Annotated in this window: 14 protein-coding genes and 1 other annotated feature (1 of these 15 only partly in view); of the genes, 10 read left to right on the top strand and 4 right to left on the bottom strand. The window is 35.0% G+C overall.

Annotation, left to right across the window (positions count from 1 at the left end; all coding sequences use genetic code 11):
- Positions 1–79, top strand: a binding site (T-box leader); it begins 178 nt to the left of the window's first position.
- A gap of 54 nt (positions 80–133) precedes the next feature.
- The 4 genes from metG (at position 134) to NSQ95_RS10455 (ending at position 4,748) form a co-directional block, all read left to right on the top strand.
- The gene (gene metG / locus NSQ95_RS10470) at positions 134–1,810 is read left to right on the top strand and encodes a methionine--tRNA ligase (protein ID WP_340883301.1); all 1,677 of its coding nucleotides are present in this window, start codon (positions 134–136) and stop codon (positions 1,808–1,810) included.
- 111 nt (positions 1,811–1,921) lie between these two features.
- Positions 1,922–2,395 (top strand): hypothetical protein, encoded by a 474-nt coding sequence (locus NSQ95_RS10465; protein ID WP_340883302.1) that lies wholly within the window; start codon positions 1,922–1,924, stop codon positions 2,393–2,395.
- 146 nt (positions 2,396–2,541) lie between these two features.
- Positions 2,542–3,015, top strand: a complete 474-nt coding sequence (locus NSQ95_RS10460) for a DinB family protein (RefSeq protein ID WP_340883303.1) — start codon at positions 2,542–2,544, stop codon at positions 3,013–3,015.
- 266 nt (positions 3,016–3,281) lie between these two features.
- Positions 3,282–4,748: an amidase family protein gene (locus NSQ95_RS10455; protein WP_340883304.1), complete on the top strand. Its 1,467-nt coding sequence runs from the start codon at positions 3,282–3,284 to the stop codon at positions 4,746–4,748.
- Positions 4,749–4,997: 249 nt separating this feature from the next.
- On the opposite strand, the gene NSQ95_RS10450 is transcribed toward NSQ95_RS10455, so the two are convergent.
- Entirely contained in the window at positions 4,998–6,206 is a 1,209-nt protein-coding gene (locus NSQ95_RS10450) for a hypothetical protein (RefSeq protein WP_340883305.1), read from the bottom strand.
- Positions 6,207–6,274: 68 nt separating this feature from the next.
- The gene (locus tag NSQ95_RS10445) at positions 6,275–6,991 is read right to left on the bottom strand and encodes a hypothetical protein (protein WP_340883306.1); all 717 of its coding nucleotides are present in this window, start codon (positions 6,989–6,991) and stop codon (positions 6,275–6,277) included.
- Positions 6,992–7,353: 362 nt separating this feature from the next.
- Here NSQ95_RS10445 and NSQ95_RS10440 point away from each other — a divergent pair, with 362 nt between their 5' ends.
- Both NSQ95_RS10440 and NSQ95_RS10435 read left to right on the top strand, forming a co-directional pair.
- The gene (locus tag NSQ95_RS10440) at positions 7,354–8,184 is read left to right on the top strand and encodes a DUF2785 domain-containing protein (RefSeq protein ID WP_340883307.1); all 831 of its coding nucleotides are present in this window, start codon (positions 7,354–7,356) and stop codon (positions 8,182–8,184) included.
- A gap of 33 nt (positions 8,185–8,217) precedes the next feature.
- Positions 8,218–8,718 (top strand): NUDIX domain-containing protein, encoded by a 501-nt coding sequence (locus NSQ95_RS10435; protein WP_340883308.1) that lies wholly within the window; start codon positions 8,218–8,220, stop codon positions 8,716–8,718.
- A gap of 46 nt (positions 8,719–8,764) precedes the next feature.
- Here NSQ95_RS10435 and NSQ95_RS10430 read toward each other — a convergent pair whose 3' ends face one another.
- Positions 8,765–9,049 (bottom strand): hypothetical protein, encoded by a 285-nt coding sequence (locus NSQ95_RS10430; protein ID WP_340883309.1) that lies wholly within the window; start codon positions 9,047–9,049, stop codon positions 8,765–8,767.
- 191 nt (positions 9,050–9,240) lie between these two features.
- Here NSQ95_RS10430 and NSQ95_RS10425 point away from each other — a divergent pair, with 191 nt between their 5' ends.
- Together NSQ95_RS10425 and NSQ95_RS10420 are read left to right on the top strand one after the other, a co-directional pair.
- The gene (locus tag NSQ95_RS10425; RefSeq protein ID WP_340883310.1) at positions 9,241–10,476 is read left to right on the top strand and encodes a HAMP domain-containing sensor histidine kinase; all 1,236 of its coding nucleotides are present in this window, start codon (positions 9,241–9,243) and stop codon (positions 10,474–10,476) included.
- Positions 10,477–10,611: 135 nt separating this feature from the next.
- Positions 10,612–11,391, top strand: a complete 780-nt coding sequence (locus tag NSQ95_RS10420; RefSeq protein ID WP_340883311.1) for a class I SAM-dependent methyltransferase — start codon at positions 10,612–10,614, stop codon at positions 11,389–11,391.
- On the opposite strand, the gene NSQ95_RS10415 is transcribed toward NSQ95_RS10420, so the two are convergent.
- Positions 11,388–11,882, bottom strand: coding sequence for an N-acetyltransferase family protein (locus tag NSQ95_RS10415; RefSeq protein ID WP_340883312.1), 495 nt, complete (start codon positions 11,880–11,882; stop codon positions 11,388–11,390). The two genes, NSQ95_RS10420 and NSQ95_RS10415, sit on opposite strands and share 4 nt — an antisense overlap.
- A 126-nt stretch (positions 11,883–12,008) precedes the next feature.
- On the opposite strand from NSQ95_RS10415, the gene NSQ95_RS10410 reads away from it, so the two are divergent.
- Together NSQ95_RS10410 and NSQ95_RS10405 are read left to right on the top strand one after the other, a co-directional pair.
- Complete coding sequence (locus tag NSQ95_RS10410) at positions 12,009–12,422, top strand: MarR family transcriptional regulator (protein WP_340883313.1); 414 nt, start codon at positions 12,009–12,011, stop codon at positions 12,420–12,422.
- Positions 12,422–13,618, top strand: a complete 1,197-nt coding sequence (locus NSQ95_RS10405) for an MFS transporter (protein WP_340883314.1) — start codon at positions 12,422–12,424, stop codon at positions 13,616–13,618. Before NSQ95_RS10410 ends, NSQ95_RS10405 begins: the two co-directional genes overlap by 1 nt.
- The last annotated feature ends 30 nt before the right edge of the window (positions 13,619–13,648 follow it).

Below are 13,648 nucleotides of genomic sequence, written 5' to 3'. Positions count from 1 at the left end.
TTGCTATGTACTTATGGAGTCAAATGGTGCGAACCATTTGAGTATTAAGGTGGTACCACGAGAAAACCTCGTCCTTATCGAAATTCGATAAGGCTGAGGTTTTTTATTTTGGCTGAAGATATTTAAAACTAACTTGGCTAAAAAACTTAATGAAGAAAAGGGGAGAATCAAAATGAACATTTTTATCGGAGGGGCATGGCCATATGCTAATGGGTCCCTACATTTGGGACACATTGCTGCCTTATTACCAGGCGACATTTTGGCGAGATATTATAGACAAAAGGGAGAGGAGGTATTGTATGTCTCTGGGAGCGATTGTAACGGTACTCCCATATCCATACGTGCTAATTCTGAAGGCGTCACAACTAAAGAAATAGCGGATAGATACCATAACGAGTTTAAAGAAACCTTTAAGCGTCTGGGCTTTACTTATGATATGTATACTCGAACTGATAGTGATCATCATCATAAAGTGGTTAGGCAAATCTTTTTAGAACTGTGGAAGAATGGTTATATATACGAAAATGAAATAGAGCAAATCTATTGTGCCACTGATAATCAATTTTTACCTGACAGGTATGTGGAGGGGAATTGCCCAAATTGCGGAAGCCGCGCAAGAGGGGACCAGTGTGATGCCTGCTCTTTGATTATAGACCCTATGGACTTAACAAATAGAAGTTGCAAGCTATGTGGAAATGAGCCGACTGTTAAAGCTACAAAGCATTTATATTTTCAACTAAGCAGCTTTCAGGAGCAGCTAGAGAATTATCTTACGTCAGCAAAAGCAAATCATGCGTGGCGAAAAAATGCAGTTCACCTGACCGAGCGATATTTAAATGAAGGGCTTCGAGATCGAGCGGCTTCAAGGGATCTGCCAAATGGGGTAAGTATACCCATAGAAGGATACGAGGAAAAGAAAGTGTATGTATGGATAGAGGCTGTTTCCGGTTATTACTCAGCGAGTAAGGAATGGGCCACTCTTAATCAAACGGATGAAAAAGAATTTTGGAATGAACAAACCATTTCCTATTATGTTCATGGTAAAGATAATATCCCTTTCCATACCGTTATATGGCCAGCGATACTTAAAGGTATTCGTCAAGAAACACTTCCAACTCATATCATTTCCAACGAGTATTTAACGTTGGAAAAGAGAAAATTTTCGACTAGCCAAAACTGGGCGGTATGGGCTCCTTATTTTGTAGAGAAATATCATCCGGACTCCTTAAGATACTTTTTAACAAGCAATGCCCCCGAAAATAGAGACTCGGATTTTTCGTGGAGAGAATTTATTCATAGTCATAATGGGGAGCTGCTTGGAGCATATGGAAACTTTATCAATCGCACATTAAAATTCATTGAAAAGTCCTTTGAAGGAACAATTCCTGATCGAGCAATTCATAAAAAAATAGAAGAAACCACTATAAACTTATATACAACGGTTGGGCAATTGGTCGAGGCAGGTCAGTTCAAATTAGCAATAGATTCTATCTTTTCATATATTCGTGAAGCGAATAGATTCTTTGACGTTCAGAAACCGTGGATACAAGTAAAGGAAGATAGGGATAGCTGTTTGGATACTCTGGCAAGTTGCGTATATATCATTGGAAATGTTGCTCAAATATTATCACCGTTCCTTCCTTTCTCAAGTGAGGAAGTACGAAACATATTAAAATTAGAAGAATTCTATTGGAATCCAATAAAAGTGAAAGTAGATAACATAAGCAATATACAACCACTATTTGCAAGAATAGATCCTAGTACAATTCAAGAGGAAATTGATTATCTGGAAAAACAGTTGAAGAGTTGAGTTGCACTAGAAGAACCCATTTTTTTATATGGATATTTATGTTAAAATTTAAAAAATGAATTAATTAATTTGTAGTAGTTGTTTCAATTTCCTTAATGTTGGGAGGTTAATATGAAGAAACCAGGATCAATTCTGTTGTTATTATTATTTATACTGATGTTAACAGGGTGTAATTACGTAGAAGAAAAGAAAGCTGAAAATATTATTCAAAATTATTATCAAGCAATAATAGATGAGGATTATGAGAAAGCATTTAAACAATTACATTTATATGATACAGAAGAGAGTAAGTTAGCTGGTAAAACTGGCTTATCCGAACAGGAAGCAAAAGCTATATATTTAGAAAAAATCAATCTCTTGGAAGAACAAAAGTATAAACTGAAAGACTTTGCAATTGTAGAGATCGAGTACGAAGACGGGCACTCATTCTGGCACCATATCAAGCTTGAAGTAGAGCAGGATGGAGAAAAAAGTGAATGGAATGAAGTTGCTTACATTGTTAAAGGAAAGTTATTGATTGGTGAAAAAGATGACCCATATGCAAAGTATCGAGATGGGAAGATGTTTTTTGAAGAAGAGAAATAACCAGTTGGAATTATATATTCCAGCTAAGTTAAATGATGATACTTTATTTTTATCCTGGATCTGAATTCATATTTAGTAAGTCCTTTTACTTGAATAAGGCGACTTTTAAATTAAAATGAAAATAGATATAACTAGGAGGTATTCATATGTATCGTAAAACAGAAGATTTATTACAAGAATGGACGATGTCAGCTGATGGTACAGTTAACGTTTTTAAAGCAATGACAGATGATAGGCTGAACCAAGCAATTGCAGAAAACCATAATACACTAGGATGGTTAGCTTGGCATTTAACGACAACACCCATTTTTCTAGCTAAGCTAGCAAAAATTGACCTACCATCTGTTGGGAACCCTAAGGAAGTACCTGGATCAGTTGAAACAATTGTCTCTGCTTATGAAACAATGGCAGGCGCTTTTAGAGAGGCCGCAGCATCTCTAACGGATGCAGATTTGGTAGAGCAAGTACCGGCGTTTGGCACTTCTATTCCACGTGGTCTAATATTACGAAAAATTATAGACCATCAAACACATCATCGAGGTCAAATGACCGTTTTACTTCGCCAAGCAGGATTAGAGGTACCCGGAGTTATGGGACCTACAAAAGAACAACAGATGTAAAGAAGCCACCTTCATTTTATAAATGAAGGTGTTTTTTGAGAGAATATATAGAGAGAGAACAGAAACCAGCCAGCTTAAGGCTGGTTTTAAAAATGTGTTATAGGAAACTGCAAAATCTTCTTGGGGAATATATTTTATATATCAAAAATTTTTAATATACTATTAATTTGATAGATAAGTGTTAAAGTTAGAGTAAATTATGAAGTCTAAATGATGTCGTAATTACAGTGTTTACACAAAAATTACTTTCCAAGGGAGCTTTTAAATTGAATATAAAGTTCAACCCCTTTTTAAAAGAAGAGTTAACAGTCAAAGACCTACACTTTGCTTTACTCAAAGAAGAAATAACTTCAAAAGAATTAGTTATGTTTTACATGAATAGAATTGCAAAGTTTGATAAGGATGGTCCTAATCTTAATGCAATTATCGAGATAAATCCTCATGCTTTATTTATAGCAGAGGCTTTGGACTATGAAAGAAAGAAACAAGGCATGAGAGGGTTATTACATGGGATACCTGTTCTGCTTAAAGATAATATTGAAACAAATGATTCTATGCATACAAGCGCTGGGTCGCTTGCGCTAGAAAGCTATATTAGTAATCAAGATGCTTTCTTAGTCGAAAAGCTTCGTCAATCAGGCGCAATCATCCTAGGTAAAACAAATATGACAGAATGGGCGAATGGGATGTCATCGACAATGTGGGCAGGATATAGCTCGCGTGGCGGGCAAACATTAAATCCATATGGGGATGAGAAGCTATTCGTAGGTGGATCTAGTTCAGGGTCTGCTGTTGCTGTTGCGGCAAATTTTGCAGTCTTAGCAGTTGGAACGGAGACAGATGCGTCTATTCTAAGTCCTGCAATACAAAATTCAGTAGTTGGTATAAAGCCTACAGTTGGATTAATCAGTAGAGAAGGTATCATTCCGTTTACATATTCTCAAGATACTCCTGGACCAATTGCAAGAACGGTTGCAGATGCAGCTATTTTGTTAGGTGCTTTAACAGGGGTAGACCTTAATGATGTTGCAACCTTCAAAAGTGAAGGAATCTCTTGCAGAGATTATACTCCTTACTTGGATTCTAATGGTTTAATGGGAGCAAGAATTGGTATATTGCATAATGCAGATGAGCGTTTCTACAATTCCGAGGAATATGATGATAAATTATTTAAGCAAGCAGTTTTTCATTTAAAAGAGGAAGGGGCAGAGGTTATAGAGGATATCGAAATACCTTCCTTTCATAGAAAATGGAGCAGAGAAGTGTTACTACATGAGTTCAAGCATAGTGTAGATAATTATCTTTCCAAATTACCAACTAATTTACCAGTCCATTCACTTTCTGAATTAATTGAGTTCAATAAAAAAAATCAAGAAAAAAACTTAAAGTATGGACAAAACATGTTGGAACTGAGAGAAAATCTATCAAATACATTAACAGCTCCAGAGTATTTAAAAGCAAGAAGTGAAGATTTATACTTTTCCCAAGAGAAGGGTATAGATTATACTTTACAAAAGTATAATCTAGATGCAATTGTTTTTCCTTCCTACATCGGCTCAACGATTAGTGCCAAGGCTGGATATCCTTCCATCGCAGTTCCAGCAGGCTATATGAACAGCGGTAAACCCTTTGGGATTACCTTTGCAGGAACAGCTTTTAGTGAAGGAATATTAATTAAACTTGCTTATGTTTACGAGCAAGCTACTAAACATAGAATTAGCCCTAAAATTTAAATGGATGAGTCAAGTTCATAAATAGCAATTTACCATTCAAACACGAAAAATTTCTTTATATGGATTGTAGCGGCAGGCGGCGACGTAGGTATGAACGTGGAGACAAATAAAACATCACCCCACGGAAAGCATTCGTTGAAGCGTAGAACAACGATGATGAAGTAGCAAAAAAACCCTGAAAATTTTACTGTTTGTAAAATTTTCAGGGCTTTTGAACTTCTAAGATGCGTTTTGTCCCAGCTCTATAATTTATTGTGAATCGAATACCTTTAAATCATAAGAGTAAATACTTTTTCTTTGAACGCTTGATAATAGTTCGGATAAGCCAGTTATATCAAGGCTACTTACTCGATTGCCATTGTTTAAATCATATTCCTCTAAATAGTATTTTTCTTTCTTATCTTCACTATATCTTAGGACAAAAAGGGAACCATCCTTAAAATAAGTTTCTTCATTATTTCTTATTTTAGATTCACTAGCATCTTCTAAAGAGAATTTTAGCTGGATTTCTTCCGTGTTTGTATCAAAGGTGTAAACTTCCCCTAAGCCATTGATAAAGTACAACATGTCATTATATATATAAGCAGAATTCTTAAAATTATATGGAATAGTCGCCACAAGATCCTTCATATCCTTATATTCTATGAAATCATACGTTTCCTGCTGAAGAGTTTCCTTATTGATTCGATAAAGACTGGTCTTTTCGTTGAAATCATCTATCGCTGATGACAAGATTAAATAGTAATATGATTGATCTGATAATACAGGGGCTAATGCGTTAAAAAACTCATCTTTTGGTGTGTCTACTTTCGATAAATGATCAACCTCTAAGGATGTATCAAATGTTACTTCCTTTAAATTGAATTCATTTTTATCTACATCCTGGGTAAGAATATTTACCTTGTCACTTTCAACACCAGAGGCTGCGATATAAAAGGGGATTTTATCTGTTTGAAAATTTTTCTCGTTTCCAAACCGAACATCTGAACGATATCCGTTTCCGTCCTGAGCAAATCCACTGTTATAAATGCTGAAGAATATTTCCTCGTCTTGAATATAACCTGTACGTTCACCTGTGTACTGGTCAGTTTTCATTGGAAATTCCTTATATTCCTCACCCACTAGGCGTACCATATCTTTTTCCTCTAAAAAAACTTTATTTTCATAAACTACTGTGCTTCCTAACTCCAATCCCTCCATTTTTAATGCTTGGGCTTTACCTGATTTTTCAATAAAAACAGCATAACTAAATCCTTCCCCGTCTATGTCCTGATCAGCTGTAGTAGACAGATACAGAATAGCCTTTTTGTTATGTAGAAAATTTTCCTCCTCGATATCCGCTTTAGATAGAAGTAAACTGCTATTTGCTTGTGTAGGTGTGAAAAAAAGCGTGTAGGCGAAGTAAACAATAACCCCTAGGCCCATGATTCCGATTACAGAAACTATATTTTTTTTCATATAAAAAACCCTCCTAAAGGTAAAATGACAATAGGCAGCATTTCCACTGTCCTATTGTCATTCTAATGTTAAATGTTTCTTACTAGAGTTGTACCTGGTGCATCCCGCACATCTCTAGGATATACTCCAAGTCCACCATCGTCATCTAAATCTAAGTTACCGTTTAATTTATAGGCAGACCAAATTAACTTCGAACAGTTTTTGGCTCCGTTATGTCCAGTAGATCTGTTAGTTGCAAAATTATATGAATAACTCTGACCTACTTGTGAATAGGCCCAATTAGCAGCATTATTTCTATTTGTTGAAGTTGTGCTAACTGATTTAACTAGAGCACCCGAACTATCTACCTTTCTAGCAGTTGTAGAGATTGTGCGAACACCAGAAGAAGGAACGGATTCTACTATTGTAGTAGAAGTATAATAAAGTCCGACATGACCATGATCAAGATAGGCTGTTTGAGAAGGTGTGTAGTAGAAGTTACCTTTAGTACTGTTACCTACACTAACTGTTCCACCACTTGCGCCTTGAGTTTGATTGGACTTTGCTTCAGCCAATCCTTGAGCTTGATCGTTTTTTAACTCTTTATAGATTTGTTCTAAAATCTGTTCTTCCGTTTCTCCGGTGTTTTTTGCGATTTCACGAACACTGGACATCATTTCTTCAGAAGATACATCTGGTTGTAGGGACAAGATTTCATCAAGATAAGAATAGCTGTTGGCAGAGGCAAAGGAAGTCGAGAAGAGTAGCATAGCTGTTACAGATAGAGCAGCGAATGGTTTTTTCATAATACAACTCCTTTTTCATATTTTTACTACATCTTTAATTTTAATCATTTAGTACAAATTTACAATTGGGAAAAAAATCACAAAATATACCGCGGTAATTAAATTAATTGAATTTTATAAATAAAAAATCTTAATATTCTCTACGTGAAATTTAGACTCATATTAAGTATGTTTCTGTATGGGGAGCAATTAGTGACGATTGTAGCCTGATGTCATTGAGAATATAAATTAAAATATCTACTATTTTAGTTGGTAAATTTTTAATACAAATAATTGAATTTGGGAAAATAAATAGCAGTAAAGAAGGAAATGAGTTCCTTTCTCTAGAAATAATAAGAGAATGTTTATTAAGGAGGAATAAAATGGAACTAAAAACAATATTAAGAGAATGGCAAAATGAAAAAGGAGAGCTGGAAAATTTTGAGGAAGTCATAAAAGAAATGCTTATTCATATAGGCTCAGTGGATGCCGAGCTAAGAGATAGTTTAATTTACTCAACTTTTTACGGGCTCATAAAGAACGATAAATTGTCAAACGATCTCATGTTAAAAATACTAGACATCTGTTTAACAGAAGAATATTTATTTAAAGGCATAGGTGAACAAGACACCGATACAGTGTTTACTAGATCATTCTCATCTTTAGTCATTGCTTTGATTGTAGAAAAGGATAAAACAAAAGAGTTTTTGGAAAAACAGCAATTAGAAGAAGTCTATAAAAAAACGATTACATATTTACTGACAGAAAAGGATGTGAGAGGTTATGTAGATGGGAAGGGGTGGGCGCATAGTATTGCTCACGGCGCAGATCTCTTTGAATCTATTATTAGTCATCCTTCGTACGATCTATTACACGCTGAAGAATGCCTAAACGTTATAAAAGCTTGCATTTGGAAGGATACTGTTCTCCAAGATGATGAGGATGAACGATTAATCTTTGCAGTGGAAGCACTGATAGAACAAGGTTTACTGGAGGAAATGCTTGTAGAATGGGTACATAACTTTGAGAGTTTATTGGGGACAAGCTTAAAAGAACAGAATCGCATAGTCTTTTACAAATATCGATCTAATGTAATGAACTTCTTAAAATCTCTTTATTTTCGATTAACATATCTCGATCAAAATATACATACGCAGCATCAAATCAAAAAAACATTGAAAAATTTACATGAAGCTATGTACAAGAGAGAGTAATCACAGGTTCAGTACGGAAAAAGGAGAAAATAGATGACTGATCAAATAACAGTGGTATGGGGGCAACATCCAGTAAGGTTAAAGTGGCAGCGTTCAAAGTTAATAGGAAACAAAGACACAGTAACAAGTGTACACGGATGCTGCTTTCACCTAGGAAAAATGTTATTAGTTAAAGTGAAAAAGAGGGGATTTAATCTACCTGGAGGGCATATAGAAGGAAATGAAACTCCAGAAGAAGCATTACACCGAGAGGTCTTCGAAGAAGGGTATGTAAAGGGAAAAGCTACTTATATTGGGGCTATTGAGGTAAATCATGAAGAAAATCCTTACTTTGAACCAAATGGTAAGTATCCTATGATTGGTTATCAATTATTTTATCGGTTGGATATAGAAGAATGCGAGCCCTTTCAGCGGAAGCACGAAACAACGACGCGTATTTGGGTTGAACCAGAAGAAGTTCCTTATATCATTGATGATCATGATATAATCCTTTCTATCATCGACGAAGCAAAAATGATCAAGTATATAAGCTAAGTTCAAAAAAAACCTCAAAGCATTTATGCTTCGAGGTTTTTGGTTATTATTTAGCTTCTGTACCACTATCTGTACCTTCTGTCTCAGTACCTTCAGTTTCGGTAGAGGTAGTGTCATCAGTACCATCAGTTCCTGTAGTACTGTCTTGATCATCTTGAGTATCTACTTCGCCTTCATTTTCAGAATCAATTCCTGTATCATTTTGTCCATCATCTTCAAAAGTCGGGTCCTCTACTTCGATATCATTGATATCATCGTCTCCATCACCACATGCTCCTAATAGTAATGCTGAACTTAAAACTATTGGTAAAGCAAATATTCTTTTCTTCATTTTAAAATTCCTCCATTCATAGTTAGTAAAGTTTTTTCTAGGCCTACTTTATGTCTACCTCATATTTTTAACTTTAAACTTTATTCTTGAATCAATTTGAAAATAGCAAAATTTTAATATGAAAGACTTGGTAATATATATGCTATAATTTATATTTGTGTATATGGAAGAAGCTCCGAGGAGGACCATCATTGCTGCAAACATTTTTGATCAATATATTATTTATAACTTTACCTGTTCTGCTATTTGTTATCTTTATAGATAACTATAAGGGTAAAAAAAATTTATTTTATTATATATTTTCTTCAATTGTTTCTATGTTTTTGTGTATGATTTATCCAATAAGATTAGAATTAGGTTTTACAGTAGATTTAAGATATATTCCGTTTATTACTTTGGCTTTATATGGCGGCCACAAGACACTATTACCTTTATACATTACGTTAAATATTGTACGTTTCTTTGTTGGTGGAGAGGGAATGTTTCAGTCGTTTATTTTTTCAACATTGACTTTTATTATTATTCCACTGGTGCATAAAAAATTTATTAGCCTATCCCCTAAAAATAGAATAATTACAGGCATAATAATAGTATTAGTTAACGGGTTGACTTACTTAATTTCGTTATCCACCTATTTTGAAACGTTGACATCCGAATATTGGAACGTTGTTGGTTACGTTATTATTACTTATGCAGTCATTATGCTATTTAATATGATTATGATTGAAAAGATTCTGTCCAATATTAAACAGCGAGATAACTTTCTTCGTTCTGAGCGATTGCATGTGATGAGCGAGCTATCAGCATGTGTCTCTCATGAAATTAGAAATCCGCTTACAGTGACAAATGGATTTTTACAATTGTTAAGCGTTTCAAAGGATATTACACCAAACGACAAAGTTTATATAGAATATTCTCTAAAAGAGTTGAATAGAGCAGAAAGTATTTTAAATGATTATTTAGCATTTGCTAAGCCACAATCCGTCCATATGGTTCACTCTACTATGGAAGAGGAGCTCGTATATGTAAAAAATATTATGATGCCATTTGCTAAATTTAACGAAGTGGAAATCATTCTTGAGTTTCAGAACACAGCGAAGATTAAATTTGACTCAAATCAAATGAAACAATGCATTATTAACTTAATAAAGAATGGTGTTGAAGCGATGAAGGGCAAGGGGGGGATTCTTTTTGTCCAAGCTGTACAACTAGGAAAACACCTTGTTATTACCATTAAAGATCAAGGTATTGGGATGTCTTCAGAAGAAATAAGTCAGTTAGGGAAGCCTTATTACTCGAATAAAAAAGAAGGAACTGGTCTTGGTATGCTGATGGTTTATGGGACAATCTCCAAGCTAAAAGGAAATGTAGAAGTAAAAAGTAAGAAGGGTAAAGGAACGACATTCACTCTGACTTTACCAGTTTAAAAGGAAGTGCTAAATATTAGTGCTTCTTTTTTTAGTATAGAGTCACTTCCATTTAGGTAAGCTCAACTTTTAGTATCACTATAAGCAGCCTGGAGTTTTAGATATGTACAATGAACAATATAGGGAGGGTATTTTATGGCATTATTAAATCCAACTCTGTTTGCAGAATGGATCGAACCTCATTCATTCGAATGGTACAACCAGCTTGGGAAACAACAAGGAGAATATGCTTATTCATGGAATTCTACTATTTTAAAACCTAATGGAGAAATTCTTTTCGATGAGGAGGTTAAAAAAATGATTGCGTCTAAAAAAGTATTAGATGTTGGATGTGGTCATGGAGAATTCGCTATCGAATGTAGCCCTATTGCAAAAGAAATAGTAGGATTTGATGTAACTAACCTCTTTATTGAACAGGGAAAAAGAAAGAAGCCTGATAACGTCTCTTTCGTGCAAGGTAGCACGAAAGAAGAGTTGTCCTTTTCAGAAGATGAATTTGACTGTGCATATATTCGGAAAGGGCCCACATCAGGATATCTTGCTTTGACGCAAACTGTAAAAAAAGGTGGAGCTGTACTCGGATTGCATCCTGGTGATGATATGGACAAGGAACTTCCTATTTTATTTCCAAATCTCTTTCAAGCCAAGTTACCAAGAGATTCAACATTAAAGGCTATACAAAAAAGATTAAAGACAGCGAACTTTGATAAATGGGAAATCGAAACGGTGAGCAATATAGAAATACTACACAGCCCTATGGACATCATAAATAAAAGATGTTTTGGACAGCATCCATTCGTGACAGAGAAAATTAAAAATGAAAACCTAAACGAGATAACGGAGATTTTTGGTCTCCATGAGATGAATGGCTTACCTATAACGAACTCTTACTATATTGTTCGGGCAACAGTTTAATCGTTACCAATGAACTTGCTTCTTCTTTCTAAAAGTAAGTTATCTCTCCATTCTCCATTATGCTTTCCAATTCGCTCTCGATATCCCACCACTCTAAAACCGTTTTTCTTGTGAAGTTCTATACTAGCTTTGTTTTCTGGAAATATACTTGCCTGTAGCATCCAATAGCCTTGTTCTTCTGAACTAGCGATTAACTTTCCAAGTAACTTATTTCCAATACCTAAACCGATTGCTTTTGGATGAACGTATATACCTACTTCCCCAACTCCTGCGTAAACAGCCCTGTATGAGACAGGGCTAAGTCTGCACCAGCCTTTTACCGCTTCATTATGTAGCATGACGAAAGTACATATCTTGTCCGCTTTTGAAATCCATTGTTCATATGAAGATGGGGCACTCGTCTCAAAGGTTGCGTTACCAGTAGAGATACCTGCTTCATAAATATACTTGATTTGCTCCCAATCTTTTTCATTTGCTAGCCTCATTTCCATAGATACTCCCCCCTTATAAAAAATATAAGTATTTGAATTGTAAATGGCAAGAAATGTTTTCTTTACAAATATAATTTAAACGTTTAAAATTAGTTAGCCTAACTAACTAATTTAGGGGGAATTGAAATGCAACCATTTTTTACTACTCTAAAATTGATTTCTCGACCATATAGTGGCAAAATGCATGATTTATTGATGCCACTAGGCTTAACAGAAATACAGTGGGGACTGATACGTATTTTGCAAGAAGAGGGGCCTTCAACCTTTACGGATGTAGCAGCTTATTGGAGAGTAGAAAAGCCGTCCGTAACTCCGATTGCTCAAAAGCTAGTAGATCAAGACCTAATCTACATAGGGACAGGCCAGGATAAGCGACAAAAAGTGATGCATTTAACAAGTCTAGGTGTTTTGAAATATAAGGAAGCAAAATTAATAGTAGAAGCCTTTCAAATGGACCTATTAAAAGGTATCACGGAAGAGGAAAGAAAAATTACAGAACGAGTATTAGAAAAGCTACTTGTTAATTTAAAGGGAAGATGATGGCAGTGATAAAAGAAAAATTATGGACAAAGGAATTTCTTTTCATTTCCTTGATCAATTTTATAATTACTTTAATGTTTTACTTATTAATCGTTACGATTGCTTCTTATGCTCAGTCAGAATATGGAGCAACTACTAGCACAGCAGGTCTAGTATCAAGTATTTTCATAATAGGGTCTCTAATAGGCAGATTAGGGGCAGGTAGAGCAATAGGGAATATAGGGACTCAAAAAACATTGTGGATAGGATTATTATTTTTTACGATTACATCTGCCTTATATTTTGCGACTTTTAATATTGGACTTCTTATTGTTAATAGACTACTTCAAGGGATTGCTGTTGGTATTGCAGGAACAGCTACCGGCACGATTGTTGCTCAAATCTTACCGAATACTCGTAAGGGAGAAGGCATAGGCTACTACAGTTTAAGTGCCATATTAGCAACAGCAATAGGTCCATTTCTAGGCATTCTATTATTGAAAATGGAAGGTGGATTCCAATGGATTTTTGCTATGAATGTAGTGCTTTCGGTTGTGTGCTTAATCATCTACGCGATTGTAAAGATAGATGTGCCATTACCTAAATTTCCAAATCAAGATATGGAAAAAAGCTCATTTATATCGAAATTTATAGAGCCTAGAGCTATACCTATCTCTTTTGTGGCATTATTAATCGGATTTAGCTATTCTGGTGTCATGTCCTTTTTATCCTTCTATGCTGAAGAGATAAATCTAGTAACTGCAGCAAGTTATTTCTTTTTAATTTATGCTATAGTCGTTATTTTTTCTCGTCCTTTTACAGGAAAGCTGATGGATACTAGAGGAGCTAATATTGTAACGTATCCTTGTTTAGTTTTGTTTGCTATCGGTATGTTTTTATTCAGCCAGGCAACTGCTGGGTGGATGCTTTTACTTGCAGCAGCACTCATTGGGGTCGGTTATGGTAACTTTAATTCAATCGCTCAAAGTGTAGCAGTGAAGGTAACTCCACCACATCGATTTGGTCTTGCAACATCCACTTATTTTATTTTATATGATATTGGATTAGGAGTAGGTCCATTCCTATTAGGCTTCGTAGTACCGTATAGCGGTTATCGTCCTATTTTTCTTTCCATGGTCTTTTTGATACTAATTTGTATTCCTATTTATTACTTACTGCATGGTAGAAGAGATAAAGAACTTTTAAAAATATCCTGAATGAATTAACTTCATAATCTTTTTTGTAAA

The organism is Psychrobacillus sp. FSL W7-1457 (assembly GCF_038593405.1).
GTDB lineage: Bacteria > Bacillota > Bacilli > Bacillales_A > Planococcaceae > Psychrobacillus.
Note: the sequence above shows the minus strand (reverse complement) of the source record. Positions and strands in the feature narration are given on the sequence as shown.